This window comes from Pedococcus soli (assembly GCF_054782575.1).
Window position 1 is genome coordinate 411,779 of the sequence record NZ_BAAGSF010000004.1, and the last position, 17,802, is coordinate 429,580.

The window sequence follows — 17,802 nt, forward strand, 5'->3', positions numbered from 1 at the left end:
CGGAACGGACGCGCCTGTGGACGGCAACCTCCCGCAGCCCACCTCTGTGGACAGGGGCCAGACAGAGAGCGGGTGGAGCTCCTACGCCTGGCCGAGGTCCGCGAGCAAGCCGGTGAACCAGGACTGCGACGCGTCGAACGCCTTGCCACCCTTGATCCGGTCGAACTCGATGGCCCGCAGCTCGTCACCCCGCTCCTCGTCCTGCCCGACGACGCCGGAGTCGCCCCGCAGGGCGGCATCGACGGCGAAGTCCGTGCACTGGCGGATGAGGGCGAGGTCGGCGTCGTTGGCAGCGGCCGAGCGTGAGAAGTACCCGCTCTTCTGCACGAGCACCTTGTCCGCCCCGAGCAGCTCGGCGAACTGCTTGGCGAACCACTGACCAGGGTTGATCTTGTCGATCTGCACGTGCCCGAACGGGTCGCGCGGGACCTCGGCCCCGGACTCCTCGAGGGAGGCGACGATCTCGGCGAGGCCGGCACCCTCGGAGATGAACAGGTTCACGCCGTCGGACTCGTCCATGACCGCCCGCAGCCGCTTGGCCTCCTCGGCGATGTCGAACGGGCGCTCGGGGACGAAGACTGCGTGGACGTCCCACCGCTCGGGCGAGTTCTCGAGCCAGCCCGCGAACTGCGACCCCTGGACCCAGCGGTGGTGCTCGAGCGCCGTGGCTGCGGTGAGCCACCCGCAGTTGCGGCCCATGACCTCGTGGACGATGAGCATGCGGGGGTTGGAGGAGTGCTCGGCGATGATGTTGCGCGCGTAGACCGCCCCCTGCTCGGCGGCCGTCCAGGCGCCGAGGGACTGGCGGATCGGCACGACGTCGTTGTCGATCGTCTTGGGCAGGCCCACCACGGTGAGCTCGTAGCCGTTCGAGTGCAGGTAGGCCGCGAGGTCGGCTGCGGTGCCGTTGGTGTCGTCGCCGCCGATCGTGTGCAGGACGTCGACACCGTCGCGGCTCAGCTGCTCGGCCGCCACGTGCAACGGGTCCTGCCCCTCTTGGACGAGGCCCCGCTTGACGCAGTCGGCGACGTTGGTGAGCTTGACCCGGCTGTTGCCGATCGGGCTGCCGCCGAACGCGTGCAGCCGGTGGGCGCTCGCGCGCACGTCCTCGGTGACCTCCACCGAGTCACCGGTGAGCAACCCGGCATATCCGTTGCGGTAGGCGAGGATCCGCACATCAGGGGCGACCTCGGTGTACCGCTCGATCAGGCCGCCGACGGCGGACGACAGGCAGGGCGCGAGGCCCCCGGCGGTGAGCATGGCGACGGTCTTCACAGGCATGGCCCCACTCTGCCGTGTCGCCGTGGGGACGACCAGAGCGGCCTCAGCGGATGGACATCACGGCGCCGGACCGTTCCCACCGCAGCACGGCGAGCAGGGCGTCCGTCGGGAGCGAGACGCAGCCGGCGGTTCCGCGCCCGGTGTCCACGTGGAAGAAGATCGCCGAACCCTTGCCAGCAGTGCGCGATTCGTTGTAGCCGATCACCTGGGCGTAGTTGTAGGCGGGGGTGTTGAGGAGGTTCTCCGCCGAGTTCCAGCGGCCGTTGACGGGCTTGCGCTGGTGGGTGTTGTAGAGGGACGAGGCGCTGTCGTCGACCCAGACGTCGTTCGCGTCGACCCGGAACCACCCCTGCACGAGCCCCGGGTCGGCCCGGACGCCGAACCCGCCGCGGAGCGGGTACGTCCCCGCCGGCGTCCTCAGGTCGCCCTCGCGCTTGGACCAGCTGACGCCGTTGCGTCCGACGTGCCCCTGGTAGGGGCCGAGGTCGAGCAGGTACCTGCCCCCGGACCTGCGACAGGCACGCACCGTCGCCGACGACCCCGAGGAGTCGACGAGCACGACCTGGGCAGCTCGGACACCCGAGGGCACCGTGCACGTCGCCGTGGCCGGCGACGGCTTCGGCTTCGGCTTCGACGTCGGCGTCGTCCTCGCGGGGGTGGGCCTGGTCGCGGGCGTGGACCGGGTCGTGGTGCGGATCGGGGTGGGCGTGGCCCTGCGCGTCGTGGCGCTGGTCCGCGTGGGGGTCGCCCTGGTCGTGGTGGTGCGCGTGGGAGTCACCGTGGTGGTGGACGCCGTGCTGGAGGAGGAGGTCGCCGATGTCGTGGTCGCGGCGCCCGTCGTCGGCCCCGTGGTCGACGGCCGGTCGTCGCCGCAGGCGGTCAGCGTCATCAGCCCGAGGACCACGGGCGCGGCCACGGCAGGGAGCGAGGCGCGGGGGCGCTTCATCGGTCGAAGTGCTGGTAGTCGGGGTTGCTCCACAGCCCACCCCAGCGCAGGCCCTGCGAGGTGAACGCCCGGACCGCGGCACTCCCGCTCGAGGAGAAGACCCCCGGAGCCGGGCCGCGACGGGTGAGGAAGTACCGGTCCGGGTACACCGTCCCGTCGTCCGCGACGTACGGGTTCTCGAAGTCGTTCACGTCGATGGCCGTGCCGTACGCGTGCTTGCTGTACACCTTGCTGGCCTCCTCGCCCCCGACGTAGCGGCAGTTGAACGCCGAGGTGTTGTCGGCCTCCATCGCGGCGTAGTCGTCGGCCCCGGGCCCCTTGGGGTTGTGGCCCCAGCTCGAGTCCATCGGCTTCATCTGCCGGATGCGGAACTGCAGCTCGTACAGCCGGGCGAATGCCGCTGCCGCCTCGTCCGCGATCGAGGCGTTCACGACGATCGACCCGCGCGAGCGCTTGCCGTCGAACCCCCAGAAGTTGACCCGCACCCATCGCAGCTGGCTGCGCCCGACCGGGCACCCCGCCGTCCACGAGTAGCCGACCATCTTGGCCCAGGCGGCGTCGGGGATGGCGCCGACCGACGCGTTGGCCCCTGAACCCACGGCAGGCTCGTTGCGCGGGAACCGCACCGAGGGCTCGGCCCCTGCCCGCGGCACCGGCCCCAGCGCCGTGACCGGCTTTGGGGCCCTCACCGGCGTCGACGTCGACGACGGGGTATGCCGCGTGGTCGCCTTGCGAACCGGCGTCGAGGTCGTGCGCCTCGCCGTGGTCGTGCTGCTCGTCGTCGTCGCGGCGGTGCTCGCGGACGTGGTGGGAGCAGACGTGGTCGGAGCGGACGTGGTCGGCACGGCGGTCGAGGTCGGCGTCGTGGCGCGGACCGCACCCGAGGCCCTCGGCGACGGATCGTTCCCACACCCCGCGGTCAGTGCGACGGTCAGGGCGAGGGACAGCGCGAGGAAGGACACGGCATACCGGCGGGGGGAGCTCATCGGGGCACCACTGTGCCCGTTTCGTCCCGCCCGGACAAGCACGGTCCGCCCTGCGGCGGCAGGACGGACCGTGGTGTCGCGGTGGGCGTGCGGTCAGCCGTCCTTGCAGGGACGGGCGACCGTGGGCACCTCGGACCTGGGTCGCGCGGGCAGCGGCGGCACGTCCGCCTCGGGGGTGAGCGCGGTGTAGGCGTTGCCGATGACGAGGTCGAGACGGGTGCCCTTGCGGTCGATCTTGAGCAGCTCGGCCCCGGGCACATGCTGCTTGAGCAGGGCTGCCGCGAGGTCGCCGTCCTCGCCGTAGCGGATCACGGCGGTCCCGAGCTGCATGGTCTGCAACGGGTCGTTGGAGACGTCCTTGACCTTGAAGCCGCGGGCCTTGACCTGGTCGGCCACGACCTTGGCCAGGCCCGTCTTGTAGGTGGTGTTGTAGACGTTGACCGAGACCTCGGACGGGATCGGCTTGAGCCGCTCGGGCATGGGCACGAGGTCCTTGTAGCCGATGCCCACGACGACGTCGACGGACGTGCCCTTGCGGACGTCCTCGAAGAGCTTGGCGCCGGGGATCTGCGCGGCGGTGAGGAGGGCCTGGTCCAGGCCGGCCGGGCCGTGGTGGACCACCGCCGGCTGGGTGACGTACCAGGACTCGGGGGCGTTGCTGATCCCCCCGACCTTGAAGGCGCGCTTGGTCAGGCCGGTGGCGACCTTGGCCGCGGTCCCGTCCACTCCGGTGGCGTTCATGACGTTGACGGTGAACGAGCCACGCGCCGGTGCGGGGACGACGGTCGGCTGGCAGACCGGCTTCGGCGGCGCCGGGGTCATCCAGCCGCTGGAGTAGGCCGCGGTCATGCTCGCCGTCCCGAGCAGCACACCCGGGATGGTCACGAACAGCATGATCTGGCGCAGCCGGTGGTTGCGCCACACCTGCGTCGGTGTGCGGTCCTCGTCCTTCATCCCTACCCCCTGGCTCCTGCTCCGACTTTTCACAATGTTCACACCAGTCACACCAGTCACATGTCAAGCGACACGCTCACGACGGCTTTCGTCACCGAGCCGTGACGATCCCGGTGCGAGGATGTCGCCCCATGACCTTCCCCCCGACCTCGCTGACCGCCCTGCGCGGCCGACTGGCCCCCGGTCTGGCCGCGGGCGCGGTCCTGCTGCTCACCGTCGGGGCGTGCGGCGGACCGGACACCCTCCAGGGGACGGTCGTCTCGGCAGCCGCCGCGGGCAAGGCCGGCACGCCCCTCGATGGGGGCAGGCTGGCCGTGCTCGACGACGGCGGGCTGCGCGACTTCCTCGGCGCGGCAGGGATCGACACCCCTCCGGAGGCAGAGCTTGCCTACCTCGGTGGCCGGGTGCGACATGACGACGTCACGCGCGCCGGCGGCTCACTGGTGACGATCGACGACAAGGGCGAGTTTACGCTGACGACGACGGGTCGCCGGACCATCTGCCTGCTCCTCGAGACCCCTCAGGTCGACGTCCTGCGAGGGTGCGTCGCCCTGGAGCTCCCCGCCTCGGGACACCTGAGGATCACCGTCGCCAAGGACGAGCTCAAGGCTGCACTGGAGGACTGAGTCCGCGCGACCGCAGACCCCGGACGAGAGGACCTCAGACGACCGCGAGGTCCTTGGCGACGAGCTCTGCGACCTGCACCATGTTGAGCGCCCCACCCTTGCGGAGGTTGTCGCCGCAGATGAAGAAGTCGAGGGTGTTGGGGAAGTCCAGCGCCTGACGGAGCCGGCCGGCGAACCGCGGGTCCGACCCCACCGTGTCGTTGGGGGTGGGGAACTCGAACGTGTCCGGGTCGTCGAGCACGACGACGGCCGGCGCCTCGACCAGGGCCTGCCGTGCCTCGTCGACGTCGATGGGACGCGCGAAGGTCGCGTGCACCGCCACCGAGTGCGTGGAGATCACCGGGACCCGCACGCAGGTCGCGGAGACCCGCAGGTCGGGCAGGCCCAGCACCTTGCGGGTCTCGTTGCGGATCTTCAGCTCCTCGGAGGTCCAGCCGTCCTCGGCGGCGACGCCGATCCACGGCAGCACGTTCATGGCGAGCGGGGCCGGGAACGGCGAGTCCGTCCCGAGCTCGAACTCGATGAGCCGCCGCACGTCCCCGGGCGCGTGGCCCAGCTCGCGGTGCCCGGCCACGACCTCGATCTCGTCGTACAGGCGCGCCATACCGGCTCGTCCGGCACCCGAGGCCGCCTGGTAGGTGGCGACGACGAGCTCGGTGAGCTCCCACCCGGCGTGCAGCACGCCGAGGGCGTCGATCATCGTCAACGTCGTGGCACCCGGGTTGGCCAGGATGCCCTTGGGGCGGTTGCGCACCTGGTGCGGGTTGACCTCGGGCACCACGAGGGGGATGTCGGGGTCGCCGCGCAGCGCGGAGCTGTTGTCGATGACGACCACGCCCCTGGCTGCCGCGATCGGCGCCCAGTGGGCCGCGACGGGCGACGGCAGGTCGACCAGCGCGATGTCGACGCCGTCGAAGAACTCGGGCGTGAGCTCCTGGACGACGACCTCGCGCCCGCAGACGACCAGCTCGGTGCCGGCGTCCTCGGGTGCGGCCGCGGCACGGATCTCGCCCCAGATGTCGGCCCGCATCGCGAGCACCTGCTGCGTGACCCGCCCCACGGCTCCGGTGGCACCGACCAGGGCGAGGGTCGGGCGGGGAGCCTTGGAGGCGAGGGAGGTCACCGTCCGGAGCCTCCGTAGACGACGGCTTCCCCGTCGGCGGAGTCCAGGCCGAAGGCCGTGTGGACGGCGCGGACGGCGTCGTCGAGCAGGTCGGCCCGGGTCACCACGGAGATCCGGATCTCGGAGGTGGAGATCATCTCGATGTTGACCCCGGTGTCGGCCAGCGCCCGGAAGAACGTGGCCGAGACCCCGGGGTGCGAGCGCATCCCGGCGCCGACGAGCGACAGCTTGCCGATCTGGTCGTCGTACTGGATCGAGCTGAAGCCGACCGACTCCTGCACCTTCTTCAGCGCCTGCACCCCGGTCTGGCCGTCGGTCTTGGGGCAGGTGAACGAGATGTCGGTCAGGCCCGTGTCCGTCGCGGACACGTTCTGGACGATCATGTCGATGTTGATCTCGGCGTTGGCGCAGGTCTGAAAGATCTCGGCGGCCTTGCCGGGGTGGTCGGGGACGCCGACGACCGTGATCTTGGCTTCGCTCCGGTCGTGGGCGACACCGGCGATGATGGGGGCTTCCACGGTGTCTCCTGCGGGGGTGGTGGGGGCTGGGGCGTCCGTGACGATGGTGCCCTCCTTCGCTGAGAAGGAGCTGCGGACGTGGATCGGGATGCCGAACCGGCGGGCGTACTCGACGCTGCGCAGGTGGAGCACCTTGGAGCCGGACGCGGCGAGCTCGAGCATCTCCTCGTTGGAGATCCGGTCGATCTTGCGGGCCGCCGGCACGATGCGCGGGTCGGCGGTGAAGACACCGTCGACATCGGTGTAGATCTCGCACACGTCGGCGCCCAGCGCGGCGGCGAGCGCGACGGCCGTGGTGTCGGTGCCACCCCGGCCGAGGGTGGTGATCTCCTTGGTGTCCTGGCTGACGCCCTGGAACCCCGCGACGATGACGATGTGGCCCTTCTCGAGGGCGTCGGTCACGCGGCCCGGGGTCACGTCGATGATGCGGGCCTTGCCGTGCGTGGAGTCGGTGATGACCCCGGCCTGGCTGCCGGTGAAGGACCGCACGGTGTACCCGAGGTCGGCGATGGCCATGGCCACCAGGGCCATCGAGATGCGTTCGCCGGCGGTGAGCAGCATGTCCATCTCGCGCGGCGGCGGCTGCGGGCTGACCTCGTTGGCGAGGTCGAGCAGCTCGTCGGTGCTGTCACCCATCGCCGAGACGGCGACGCAGACGTCGTTGCCGGCCTTCTTGGCCTCGGCGATCCTGCGGGCGACCCGCTTGATGCTGGCGGCGTCAGCCAGCGATGAGCCGCCGTATTTCTGGACGACGATCGGCACGGTGGAACTCCTGGGGACCAGACGACGGTGCAGGTTCTCGCGTGGGGTTCACGCGCGGAGCGCCGAGTCTATCGACCGTCCTCATCGTGGGACCCGGCAACCGTATGCCGGACGGGAACGCCCGCGGGCGCGTCACCGTCAAACGGCGGTCACCGGCACCGGCGGAGGGATACGGTCAACCATGACCATCGAGGTTCAGGGGGTCCGCCGCGCGTTCGGCGACGTCCTCGCGGTCGACAGCATCAGCCTCACCGCCGCACCGGGCGAGGTCACCGCGCTGATCGGCCCCAACGGCTCCGGCAAGACGACGCTGCTGCTCATGCTCGCGACGCTGCTCGTCCCCGACCAGGGCGCGATCCGCATCGACGGGCTCGACCCGGTCACGCAACCCACCGAGGTGCGCGCGCGCATCGGCTGGATGCCCGACGGGTTCGGCACCTGGGACGCGCTCACGGTGAGGGAGGTCCTGCACACCGTCGCCGCGGCATACCGGATCCCCCCGGACCGGGCCCGCGCCCGCACCCAGGAGCTGCTCGCGACGGTGCACCTCGAGGACCTCGGCGACCGGCGCGCGCGGGTCCTGTCCCGGGGTCAGAAGCAGCGCCTCGGACTGGCCCGCGCGCTGATCAACGACCCGAGCGTGCTGCTGCTCGACGAGCCCGCCTCCGGTCTGGACCCCCGCAGCCGGATCGAGCTGCGCGACGTCCTGCGCGCCCTGGCGGCGCAGGGCAAGACGGTGCTCGTGTCGAGCCACATCCTCACCGAGCTCCAGGAGGTCGCCGACCGGGCGGTCATCGTCGCCCGGGGCCGGAGCCTGCAGACCCAGCGGCTCGACGACGACTTCGTGTCGACCGGCACCGCCTCGTGGCGCATCGACTCCCTCGACCTGTCCCGGCTCACGGACTGGCTCGCCGACCACCACGTCCCGGCCCGCCGCGTCGGCGGCGGCCTCACCGAGGTGGAGGTGTCCGGCGAGGAGAACGCGGCCCGGCTGCTCGCCGACGTGGTGCGTGACGGCATCCGGGTCACGACGTTCGCCCCCAGCCAGGGAGCCCTCGAGACCGCCTACCTCGCAGCGACGGAGGACCGGCGATGAGCTGGGACGGGATGATGACGGTCGCCACCCTCGAGCTGCGGCAACGGGTCCGCACGTCGAAGTGGCCGATCGTGCTGGCCGTGTGGGTCGCGATCATCGCGCTCGTGGCGTTCCTGTCCTACTGGGCGACGAACGACGCCGACCTGCGGTCGGGCGAGTCGATGTACGACATCGTCATCTTCTTCGTGCTCGGCCTGGCCATGCTCATCGTGCCCTCGTTGACGGCCACGTCCGTCAACGGCGACCGTGAGCACGGCGTGCTGGCCACCCTGCAGACGACCCTGCTCACGCACTGGGACATCGTCATGGGGAAGCTCGTGGCGGCCTGGGTCATCTCGATGACCTTCCTCGTCACGGCGATGCCGTTCATGGCGTGGGCGTGGTTCGAGGGTGGGGTCCGCGGCGACAAGATCGCCCTGTCCGTCGTCGTGCTCATGCTCGTGCTCGCCGTGGTCTGCGCCCTGGGCCTGATGTTCTCGACCCTCACCGCGCGTCCCATCGCCTCGGCCGTCCTGACCTACCTGACGATGGGCGCCCTGGTGTTCGGCACGACCATCGGCTTCGCCCTGTCGGCCTTCCTCGTCACCGGCGAGGAGAAGATCCAGGTGTTCGGGATCCCCGACAACTGGTACGAGACGCACCAGCCGCCGGCGGTCGACCCGGCCGACCCCACCCTGACGCCGGAACAGATCGACCAGCTGAACAAGGCGGGGCAACCGACCCCGGCGGACTGCACGACCTTCACCCGCACCGTGACCCTGGCCCACACCGAGCGGATCTGGTGGATGCTGCCGCTCAACCCCTTCGTCGTCGTCGCCGACGCGGCGCCCTCGGAGCCCCGCAAGCGCGGCGACCAGTACTCCTCCGGCTTCACCCCGCTGCGGTGGATCAGCCTCGGTGCCCGATCGGCGCGCAACGGGCCCAGCGCCCAGGCCACCGACGAGTGCGCGATGCTCACCAACACCGGGGACACCGGATTCACCGACCCGTCGGAGAACGCGCTGAAGACGGCCCCCGTATGGCCGTACGGGCTCGCGTTCCTGCTGGTCGCCGGCAGCGGTGCGGCCGTGGTCGCCGGGCGCCGTCTCCGGACGCCGATCCGACGGCTGCCGAACGGCACCCGCATCGCCTGAGCTGCGGCCTCAGGGGTGCAGCGCGTCGAACTCGGCTTCGGAGATGGTCTCCTCGTCGGCATCGAGCCGGATGTGGCCGAGCAGGGACTGCAGCACGCGCAGGGCGGCGGCCGCCCGCTCACCCCAGTCGGACAGGTAGCTGAACTGCCACCACCAGAGCGCCTCGGACAGCCGGCCCTCGTCGTGGTGGCGCAGCCCGTGGGCGAGCGCCCCGGCGACGACGGTGATGTCGTTGGACAACGACCCCGTGGTCAGCTCGGCCGAGGTGACCGGGTCGACGAGGTCCGCGTACTCGTCGAGGCCCTCGAAGAGGTTGGCGAACCCGGTGCGCAGCGGGTCGAGCTCGGGGTCGGTCGTGTCGGCCTCGAAGCGCTCGGCCGGGACGATGTCCTGGATCGCGGCGAGGCGCGTGCCCATGACCAGCGCCTGCGACAGCGCGAGCAGCGTCATGGGGATCGCCGCGTCGGGTGCCGCGCCCGAGGCGACCTCGGTCACCGTCGCGAGGTAGTGCCTGGCGTCGTTGGCCGACTCGTCGGCCAGCATCCGCAGGTCGTCAGACATCGAGCAACCGCCTTCCTTCGAACGCCCGACCGAGGGTGACCTCGTCGGCATACTCCAGGTCGCCACCCACGGGCAGGCCCGAGGCGAGGCGGGTGACCTTCAGGCCCATGGGGCGCAGGAACCGCGCGAGGTAGCTCGCGGTCGCCTCGCCCTCGAGGTTGGGGTCGGTGGCGATGATGACCTCGGTGACCTCGCCGGACGCGAGGCGGGTCATCAGCTCCTTGATGCGCAGGTCGTCGGGACCGACGCCCTCGATCGGGCTGATCGCGCCCCCGAGCACGTGGTACCGGCCGCGGAACTCGCGGGTGCGTTCGACGGCGACGACGTCCTTGGGCTCCTCGACGACGCAGATCGCGGTCCCGTCGCGGCGGGGGTCGGCGCAGATCCTGCACTGCTCGCCCTCCGCGACGTTGCCGCAGGTCGCACAGAACCGCACCCGGGCCTTGACCTCGGTGATCGAGTCGACCAGGCGCGTCACGTCGACGGCGTCGGACTGCAGCAGGTGGAAGGCGATCCGCTGAGCACTCTTGGGGCCCACGCCGGGAAGCCGGCCGAGCTCGTCGATCAGGTCCTGGACCACACCTTCGTACACATCCGTGAGCCTATGCCCTGCGGGTGTCAGCCACCGGACCGGACGCGCTCGCGGAGCCCACCGGCCAGACCCATCACCGTGAGCTGGTCGACCAGGCCGCCCAGCCGGGCAGCCAGGACCGGGTGCTTGACCGGGGCCATCCGCAGCCGCAGGTGCAGGCGACTGCCACCCTTCCCCTCGGCGGTCAGCCGCAGGCACCACGTCAGGTGGGTGCGGCCGCGGGTGGAGGTGTGCAGCAGGTGGTGGGGCGGGTCGATCGAGGCCACGGTGAACGTCGCGTCGCGCCCACCCCAGTCGGGGATCACGTCGCCCTCGGCGAGGTCGAGGTGCTGTGCGTCGAGGTGTCGCAGGCCTCGCCTGGCCGGCGGGATGGCGCGTTCGAGCAGGGCCGGGAAGTACCACCCGGCACGGCGCTTGCCGAGCTGCACCAGCCACGGCCAGACCGCCTCGGGTGGTGCGGGGAGGCTGAAGGCGCGGTCCATGACCACGTCCGCGTCGACCAGCTCGTCACCGGGGAGGGTGGCGCTGCGTTCGGCGGGAGTGGGTCGGGTGAGCACGGTGGTCAGCCCTCGTCGATGACCTTGCCGCCGAGGAGGCGCTCGATCACCGGCCGCCCCACGTCGCCCACGGCCTCGATGTCCTCGTCGTCGTCGCTGGCAGCGCTGTCGTCGGCGATGTAGGTGTCGGGCGTCCGCTCGGGCTCCTCCGCCGCGACCTCCGCCTTGGCCCGCGCCAGCAGGGACCCCGGCGCCGCGGGGACCACGGCGATGGGCTGCGCTCCCGGGGCCGGTTCGGTGGCCCAGCTCGGGCCGCTGCCCGGCGCCGCCGGTGCGCTGGCCCAGCCACCGTCGCCGGACTCGGGTGCGGGCGAGGGTGCGACGGCACCGCTCGCGGCGTATGCCGTGGCAGCGCGCCCACCGGCGTCGGAGGAACCACCGGCCGCACCGCGACCGGCGGTGGCCCCCGCGGCGGACCCGGTGCTCCCGGAGCCACCTGCCCCCTGGTCGTGGAAGCCGCGCGAGGTCTCCTCGGGACCGACCACCGGGTGCGACTCCCCGCTGGGGGCAGCCACCCGGGCGTCGGGCACGGGGATGCCCTCGACCCGGGCATCCACACCGAGGACGTCGATCAGGGCCTGCCGGACGAGATCGGCGTGCGGGCCGTGGCGGAACGTGTTGGCGATGCCGACGGTGGAGATGCCGAGCACCACCCGGCGCCCGTCGAACTCGTGAACCGTCGCGTGCTCGGACAGCAGCGTCCACGTGGTGCGCTTGTGCTTGAAGATCCAGCCGAGGATGTCCGGCCAGGCCCGGCGGATCGCCGCGGTGTCCATGCCGCCCGTGGGCGCGCGCTCGGGCTGGGGCTGGTCCTGCGGCACTGCCGGTGTGGACGCCGGCGCGGCCGTGGACGGGTGGGGAGGCTGAGGCTGCGACGGCCCGGCCTGCGCCGGCGACGGCTGCGCCGGCGACGGCTGCGCCGGCTCGGGCGCGACCGGATCGGCGGTCCCGGTCGGCGGCTCGGCATCGCGATGCTCCCGCTCGGCGCCCCGGCGCTCCGGCTCGGTGCCGCGGTCCGTCGGCTCGTCCGTCCGGGTCGGCGCGGCCGGTTGCTCGACGACCGGCGTGGCCACGGTGGGCGGCGCGTACAGCGGCGTCTCGGGGCGTTGGGTCGGTGCGGCTGGGGCGCTCGGCTCGGCTGCCGGGGCGGGAGCCGCGGACGCCACCGGCTGGACCGGCACCTGCGGCCGGGCGGCACCGGAGGGGACGCCCTCGACGTCGAGGCGACGCTCGAGGCGGTCGAGCCGCGCGGCATACCCGCTCTCGCCGGAGGCCCCGGGCAGCAGGACGCGCGCGCAGATCAGCTCGAGCTGGAGGCGGGGCGCGGTGGCACCGGTCATCTCGGTGAGGCCGGCGTTGACGATGTCGGCGGCGCGGGAGAGGGCGCCGCTGCCGAAGGCCGCCGACTGCTCGCGCATGCGTTCGAGCTGGTCCTCGGGCACCCCGCGCAGCACGGACGAGGCGCCGTCGGGGATGGCGGCCACGACGATGAGGTCGCGCAACCGCTCCAGCAGGTCCTCCACGAACCGGCGGGGGTCCAGCCCGGTCTCGATGACGCGGTCGACCTGGTGGAACACCCCGGCCGCGTCCCCCACGGCGAAGGCGTCGATGGTGGCGTCCAGCAGCTCGCCGTCGGTGAACCCGAGCAGGGCCGCGGCGCTCTCGTAGGTGAGGCCCTCGTCGGTCGAGCCGGCGATGAGCTGGTCGAGCACGGACAGGGAGTCACGCACCGAGCCACCGCCGGCGCGGGTCACGAAGGACAGGACGCCCGGGGCGACCGCGACCTCCTCCTGGGCGCACAGCTTCTGCATGTAGTCGGAGAGCTGGCCCGGCGGGACGAGGCGGAACGGGTAGTGGTGGGTGCGGCTGCGGATCGTGCCGATGACCTTCTCGGGCTCGGTCGTCGCGAAGACGAACTTCACGTGCTCCGGCGGCTCCTCGACGATCTTGAGCAGGGCGTTGAAGCCCTGCGGCGTGACCATGTGGGCCTCGTCGATGATGTAGATCTTGTAGCGGCTCTGGGCCGGGCCGTAGGACGCGCGCTCGCGCAGGTCCCGGGCGTCGTCGACACCACCGTGGCTGGCCGCGTCGATCTCGATGACGTCGACCGAGCCGGAGCCTCCCCGGGCCAGCGCCACGCACGAGTCGCAGACGCCGCACGGGTCGGGCGTCGGGCCCTGCTCGCAGTTGAGGCAGCGGGCCAAGATGCGGGCGCTGGTCGTCTTGCCGCAGCCGCGCGGGCCGGAGAACAGGTAGGCGTGGTTGACGCGCCCCGTGCGCAGCGCCTGCATGAGCGGCTCGGTGACGTGCTCCTGACCGATGACGTCGGCGAAGGACTCGGGCCGGTAGCGGCGGTACAGGGCGGTGCTCACGATCGGAACCCTAGTCGGCCCACCTGACACGGCACAGCGGCCGCCGGACGGCGTCCGCCGCCACCGCCCGGCCCTCCTCGACGACCCTGCGAGCCCTGACGTGGAGCCGGTGCCAGACTGTCGGCGACGACAGGAGATCCATGGCTGCGCGAGGCAAGCAGGGCACGACCACCCCGAAGACGAAGGCGAACCCGCTCGTCCTCGAGGTCAAGGGTGCCGGCAAGGACATCGAGGGCTCGGTGCTGCTGGCGCCGATCGACCTCAGGGCCAAGGCCGGTCAGTGCGTCGTCCTGCGCGGCGAGAACGGCAGCGGCAAGACGACCCTGCTGCGCATCCTCGCGGGCGCGCTCGAGCCGTCCGTGGGCTCGGCGACCTTCAACGGCGCCCCGCTCGACGAGCGCGACCCGGCCACGCGCGCCGGGGTGGCGTCGCTCGTGGGTGCCCCCACGGCATACCGCGACCTCACCGTCATCGACCACCTCGTCCTCATCGACTCCACGTGGGGCGGGCAGATCTCCACCGCGGACGAGCGGGCCGACGCGCTCCTCGAGACGCTGGAGATCGACCACCTGTCGGAACGGTTCCCGCACGAGCTGTCCTCGGGTCAGCAGCAGCTGTTCCACCTGGCGATGGTGCTGTTCCGGCCGTCGACGGTGTTGCTGCTCGACGAGCCCGAGCAGCGCCTCGACACCCACAAGCGCGAGCTGCTCACCCGGATCCTCGTCGAGCGCAAGGCCGCGGGCGCGACGCTCGTGATCGCCTGCCACGACCCCGTGATGACCGAGGCGATCGCCGACCGCGTCGTCGACGTCGCGGGCGCATGAGCGAGCGGGACGACGCGGTCGCCGGGGCGAGCGGCCCCACGACGGACGAAGGTCGCCTCACCCAGGCGCGCAAGGTCATCCGTGGCGGCCTGCCCGAGCAGGGCAACGGCAACGCCGTGTATGCCGCGTACGTCGCCGTCATCGCCTCCCTCGTCTACGGCGTGCCCGCGTCGCGCGCGTTCTTCAAGTTCGTCGACCCGCAGTGGCTGTCCCGTCACCTGACCGGTGTCCAGGGCGTCCTGGTCGTCGGGGGGATCGTCGTGGGGGTGCTGCTCCTGGGGTACCGGCTCGGGTCGGTCCGCGGCCCCGTCGTGCCCGACCTGCCCTACCTCGACCACGTCGCCTCCAGCGCCCTCGACCGCGCGGTCGTGCTCCGGCGCTGGTGGCGGATCAGCCTCGCCGGCTGCCTGGTCCTGGGCCTGCTCACCGGTGCCGTCGTCGGCACGGGGATGGTGTCTGCCGGGATCGCCCCGGTCGTCGTGCTGCTGCCGACGACCCTGGGCGGGCTCGTCGTCGGCCTCGCGCTGGGTGGTGCCTGGCTCTGGGGGCAGGTGCGCTCCTGGCCCACCGGCGACCGCGGTCCGACCACCGTGCTGCGTGGCCGTCGTTCGCTGCGGGCCCTGCACCACGTCGGCCTGCGCACCCAGTCGGCTCGTGCAGTGACCATGGGCGGGGCGGTCCTCGCCGGCGACCTGCGGGCAGCCCGCCTCGACGTCGCCGCACCGAGCACCCGCCTGCGCCGGACCCGGCTGCGGGCCCGCGGACGGGTCACGGTGGTCGCCGAGCGCGACCTGCTCGGCCTGCGCCGCTCGCCCGGGACGTTCGTCGTCGGCCTGGTCCTGTCGGCTGCCGGCTGCTGGGCGCTGGCGCACTCGACGACCCCCGGGGTCCCCAACATCGTCGCCTTCGCCGGCGTGCTGGCCGCCTACCTCGGGTACGGCGCCTGGTCCGAGGGCATGCGCCTGCAGGGCGACAACGCCGGGACACCGGCGTTGATCGGGCTGCCGTTCGGCGAGGAGGCCCTGGCGCACCTCATCACCCCGTCGGCGATGTTCGCCGCGGTGGCCGTGGTGTGCGGCGTGGTCGTCGAGACCACCTCGTCGGCCGGCCCCGCCGCGATCTTCTGGCCGGTGGCGATGACCGCGCTCGTCGCCGGGACGCACCTCATGGCGGCGTTCCGCGGGTTGCCGCCGGTGACCCTGTTCTCCCCCGGGTCGGCCGTGATCTCCGTCGGGTTCTGGTACTCCCGGCCGCTGCTGCTCGCGCTGATCGGCGGCGTGGCCGCGACGGCGCTGCTCACCCGCTCGAGCCTGACGAACGCCTTCATGGTCCTGGTGCTCGCGTCATACGCCGCCGTCATGTTCGGCCGGCGCCGCGTCCGCCTCCTCGACGAGGCCCACCGCGCCTGACCCCCGGCCCCACCGGCGCAGCTGGCGAACGCCGCTGCGCCGCGCCGGCAAAGCGGGAGTTGCTCGGTAGGACGGCACGTATTTGTGGGGGCTTTCCCGAACGACACCCGCTTTGCGGTTCGCCGCCGGGGCCGGAACGACAAAGGGACACCCCGCGTACCTGGAAGAGCTCTCCTACCCTTGCTGCATTCCTGCCCTGGGGGAGTTCGGAGAGGTACCACCACGCGGGGTGCCTGCGAGAAGTGTAGACGGGGCCGTGCCGTGGCAGCCAATCCCCTCTTGCGACACTGGTGCCCATGACTCCGCTCGTGCTGTTCCGCCGTCTCGCCGTCGCCGAAGCCGTCACGTGGGCGCTGCTGCTCACGGGCATGGTCCTCAAGTACGGCACGAGGACGACCGAGCTCGGTGTGCAGGTGTTCGGCATGGTGCACGGCGTCGTGTTCATCGCCTACTGCCTCACCACGGTGTTCGTCGCGGTCAACCAGCGCTGGTCGGCCCGCCTCACCCTGCTCGGCCTGGTGAGCGCGGTGCCGCCGTTCATGACGGTGTGGTTCGACCGTAGGGCCGAGCGGCGCGGCCGGCTCGAGGGCGGCTGGCGCCTGGCGCGGGGCGGCGAGTCCCCGCGTTCGGTGCCGGAGAAGGTGCAGGCATGGATGCTCGCCCGACCGGTCGCGGCGGTCGCGGTCGCCCTCCTCGCCGTGGCTGCCCTGACCACCGTCGCGCTGCTCGTCGGGCCCCCTGCGAGCTCCTCCAGCTGACGATTTCAGGACAGGGCCCCCGCCCGTGTAGCCTCGCCCGCGGAGGATTCGCATAGTGGCCTAGTGCGCACGCTTGGAAAGCGTGTTGAGTGAAAGCTCTCAGGGGTTCGAATCCCCTATCCTCCGCCACAGAGATGACCCCCAAGCTTGCGCGGGGGTCTTTCTCTTTGGCGGTGGGTAGGTGATGACGGGAGCCTGAGCGGGCGGCGAGGAACGAGCCGGCCGCGAAGGCGGCTCCCCTAATCCTCCGCCACACGAGTAGGGCCCCGAGCATGCGAGGGGCCCTTTCTCATGCCCCGGCCCCCGGTTCGATGTGAACACGCCGGTGGTTCCCGGCGCGTCCACGGCGACCCGGTCAGTCGACGAGCAGGTATGCCGCGTGCGCGGGCAGGATGCCCGCCTCCAGCAGGTGGGTGCCGAGCAACCGGGCCCCGTCGAGCGCCCCACCCAGCGCCGGTGCGAGGACCCGTCCGTCGCGGGCGAGCCGCCGCTTGAGGGCCGTCCGCACGGGCGCGGCCGCGAGGACTCCCCCGGTGGCGACCAGGACCGGGTCGGGCAGCCCGGAGGCCGCAGCCCCCAGGGCATCGGCGAGTCCCTCCCCCGCGTGGGCGCAGAGCGCGGTCGCCACCGGGTCACCGTCGATCGCCGCCGCAGCCACCGCCGGGGCGAAGCCGGCCAGCCGTTCCGGGGCGTCGGGAGCGTTCATCACCTGCCGGGGCCAGGTGGTGGGCTCGCCGAAGGAGGGACGAGCCGCTTCCAGCAGCGCGGACGACCCGGACGGCAGCCCGTCGGAGGACCGCAACGCCGCCCGCAGGCCCTCCAGCCCCAGCCAGGCCCCCGAACCCACGTCGCCGAGCACGTGGCCCCAGCCGTCGACCCGGCGCCACGTCTCGGCGAAGTCGGTGCCGAAGGCGACCGCCCCGGTCCCGGCGGCGACGACCGCGCCGGGACGCAGCCCGTCGAGCGCCCCCACCAGGTTGGCCACGGCATCGCTGACCACCACCGTGCGACGGGCACCGAACGACGAGCGCACGATCCGCATCACCTCCGTGCGGTCGGCGAGGAACAGCAGACCCCGCATCGACCAGACGACGACGTCCGGATCCTGCATGGGCAGCTCGTCGGCCACCAGCGCCCGGGCCGCCACGGCCAGAGCAGACACGTCGATCCCGCCCGGCTGGATCCGCACGCCGGGGGCGGTGCGGACCGGACCGGGCCCGGTGCCGTGCGAGAGCTGGACGCGCAGGCCGGAACCGCCGATGTCCACGGCCGCGACCGTCGCGCGGCCCAGGGTGCTCACGCCC

18 protein-coding genes, 1 tRNA gene and 1 other RNA gene are annotated in these 17,802 nt (G+C 72.3%); 8 read left to right on the forward strand and 12 right to left on the reverse strand.

The genetic code is table 11. The features are described 5' to 3' along the window. Positions 1–81 precede the first annotated feature (81 nt). A complete protein-coding gene (locus ACYVKF_RS07945; RefSeq protein ID WP_460966052.1) occupies positions 82–1,281 on the reverse strand; it encodes a pyrophosphate--fructose-6-phosphate 1-phosphotransferase in 1,200 nt (399 codons plus the stop codon). A gap of 43 nt (positions 1,282–1,324) precedes the next feature. Then, on the reverse strand, positions 1,325–1,870 hold the full coding sequence (locus ACYVKF_RS07950) for a L,D-transpeptidase family protein (protein ID WP_056920270.1): 546 nt from the start codon (positions 1,868–1,870) through the stop codon (positions 1,325–1,327). A 1-nt stretch (position 1,871) separates the two neighbouring features. On the opposite strand from ACYVKF_RS07950, the gene ACYVKF_RS07955 reads away from it, so the two are divergent. Continuing rightward, positions 1,872–2,291: a hypothetical protein gene (locus ACYVKF_RS07955; RefSeq protein WP_460966055.1), complete on the forward strand. Its 420-nt coding sequence runs from the start codon at positions 1,872–1,874 to the stop codon at positions 2,289–2,291. Here the strand turns inward: ACYVKF_RS07955 and ACYVKF_RS07960 are convergent. Both ACYVKF_RS07960 and ACYVKF_RS07965 read right to left on the reverse strand, forming a co-directional pair. Then, a complete protein-coding gene (locus tag ACYVKF_RS07960; protein ID WP_460966057.1) occupies positions 2,224–3,213 on the reverse strand; it encodes a M15 family metallopeptidase in 990 nt (329 codons plus the stop codon). The two genes, ACYVKF_RS07955 and ACYVKF_RS07960, sit on opposite strands and share 68 nt — an antisense overlap. A gap of 93 nt (positions 3,214–3,306) precedes the next feature. Then, a complete protein-coding gene (locus tag ACYVKF_RS07965) occupies positions 3,307–4,167 on the reverse strand; it encodes a LytR C-terminal domain-containing protein (protein ID WP_460966059.1) in 861 nt (286 codons plus the stop codon). Between the two features lie 131 nt (positions 4,168–4,298). Here ACYVKF_RS07965 and ACYVKF_RS07970 point away from each other — a divergent pair, with 131 nt between their 5' ends. Continuing rightward, entirely contained in the window at positions 4,299–4,793 is a 495-nt protein-coding gene (locus tag ACYVKF_RS07970) for a hypothetical protein (RefSeq protein WP_460966061.1), read from the forward strand. Positions 4,794–4,827: 34 nt separating this feature from the next. Here ACYVKF_RS07970 and ACYVKF_RS07975 read toward each other — a convergent pair whose 3' ends face one another. Both ACYVKF_RS07975 and ACYVKF_RS07980 read right to left on the reverse strand, forming a co-directional pair. Further along, the gene (locus tag ACYVKF_RS07975) at positions 4,828–5,916 is read right to left on the reverse strand and encodes an aspartate-semialdehyde dehydrogenase (RefSeq protein WP_056915806.1); all 1,089 of its coding nucleotides are present in this window, start codon (positions 5,914–5,916) and stop codon (positions 4,828–4,830) included. After that, a complete protein-coding gene (locus tag ACYVKF_RS07980) occupies positions 5,913–7,196 on the reverse strand; it encodes an aspartate kinase (protein WP_056915807.1) in 1,284 nt (427 codons plus the stop codon). The genes ACYVKF_RS07975 and ACYVKF_RS07980 overlap by 4 nt, the downstream gene beginning before the upstream one ends. Before the next feature lie 181 nt (positions 7,197–7,377). Here ACYVKF_RS07980 and ACYVKF_RS07985 point away from each other — a divergent pair, with 181 nt between their 5' ends. Together ACYVKF_RS07985 and ACYVKF_RS07990 are read left to right on the forward strand one after the other, a co-directional pair. Further along, positions 7,378–8,292 carry an ABC transporter ATP-binding protein gene (locus ACYVKF_RS07985; RefSeq protein WP_056915808.1) on the forward strand — a complete coding sequence of 305 codons (915 nt, stop codon included), beginning with the start codon at positions 7,378–7,380 and terminating at the stop codon, positions 8,290–8,292. Next, a complete protein-coding gene (locus ACYVKF_RS07990; RefSeq protein ID WP_056915809.1) occupies positions 8,289–9,425 on the forward strand; it encodes an ABC transporter permease in 1,137 nt (378 codons plus the stop codon). Before ACYVKF_RS07985 ends, ACYVKF_RS07990 begins: the two co-directional genes overlap by 4 nt. 9 nt (positions 9,426–9,434) lie before the next feature. Here ACYVKF_RS07990 and ACYVKF_RS07995 read toward each other — a convergent pair whose 3' ends face one another. Genes ACYVKF_RS07995 through ACYVKF_RS08010 form a run of 4 tightly spaced genes read right to left on the reverse strand, consistent with a single transcriptional unit; the run spans position 9,435 to position 13,507 of the window. After that, positions 9,435–9,986: a DUF5063 domain-containing protein gene (locus ACYVKF_RS07995; protein WP_460966065.1), complete on the reverse strand. Its 552-nt coding sequence runs from the start codon at positions 9,984–9,986 to the stop codon at positions 9,435–9,437. Beyond that, the gene (gene recR / locus ACYVKF_RS08000) at positions 9,979–10,578 is read right to left on the reverse strand and encodes a recombination mediator RecR (protein WP_056915811.1); all 600 of its coding nucleotides are present in this window, start codon (positions 10,576–10,578) and stop codon (positions 9,979–9,981) included. The genes ACYVKF_RS07995 and recR overlap by 8 nt, the downstream gene beginning before the upstream one ends. Before the next feature lie 26 nt (positions 10,579–10,604). Then, positions 10,605–11,135 carry an SRPBCC family protein gene (locus ACYVKF_RS08005; RefSeq protein ID WP_056920266.1) on the reverse strand — a complete coding sequence of 177 codons (531 nt, stop codon included), beginning with the start codon at positions 11,133–11,135 and terminating at the stop codon, positions 10,605–10,607. Between the two features lie 5 nt (positions 11,136–11,140). Further along, positions 11,141–13,507, reverse strand: a complete 2,367-nt coding sequence (locus ACYVKF_RS08010; RefSeq protein WP_460966068.1) for a DNA polymerase III subunit gamma and tau — start codon at positions 13,505–13,507, stop codon at positions 11,141–11,143. Between the two features lie 140 nt (positions 13,508–13,647). On the opposite strand from ACYVKF_RS08010, the gene ACYVKF_RS08015 reads away from it, so the two are divergent. Both ACYVKF_RS08015 and ACYVKF_RS08020 read left to right on the forward strand, forming a co-directional pair. Continuing rightward, positions 13,648–14,331 carry an ABC transporter ATP-binding protein gene (locus tag ACYVKF_RS08015; protein ID WP_082553437.1) on the forward strand — a complete coding sequence of 228 codons (684 nt, stop codon included), beginning with the start codon at positions 13,648–13,650 and terminating at the stop codon, positions 14,329–14,331. Further along, positions 14,328–15,740 carry a hypothetical protein gene (locus ACYVKF_RS08020; protein ID WP_460966071.1) on the forward strand — a complete coding sequence of 471 codons (1,413 nt, stop codon included), beginning with the start codon at positions 14,328–14,330 and terminating at the stop codon, positions 15,738–15,740. The genes ACYVKF_RS08015 and ACYVKF_RS08020 overlap by 4 nt, the downstream gene beginning before the upstream one ends. Before the next feature lie 138 nt (positions 15,741–15,878). Here the strand turns inward: ACYVKF_RS08020 and ffs are convergent. Continuing rightward, positions 15,879–15,977: signal recognition particle sRNA small type (gene ffs / locus ACYVKF_RS08025), an RNA gene on the reverse strand. Positions 15,978–16,036: 59 nt separating this feature from the next. Between ffs and ACYVKF_RS08030 the strand changes: the two genes are divergently transcribed. Both ACYVKF_RS08030 and ACYVKF_RS08035 read left to right on the forward strand, forming a co-directional pair. Continuing rightward, positions 16,037–16,498, forward strand: a complete 462-nt coding sequence (locus tag ACYVKF_RS08030) for a DUF3817 domain-containing protein (protein WP_056915815.1) — start codon at positions 16,037–16,039, stop codon at positions 16,496–16,498. 41 nt (positions 16,499–16,539) lie between these two features. Continuing rightward, positions 16,540–16,627 (forward strand) — tRNA-Ser (locus ACYVKF_RS08035). Positions 16,628–16,853: 226 nt separating this feature from the next. Here ACYVKF_RS08035 and ACYVKF_RS08040 read toward each other — a convergent pair. Further along, a complete protein-coding gene (locus ACYVKF_RS08040) occupies positions 16,854–17,798 on the reverse strand; it encodes an N-acetylglucosamine kinase (RefSeq protein ID WP_460966074.1) in 945 nt (314 codons plus the stop codon). Positions 17,799–17,802: the final 4 nt, after the last annotated feature.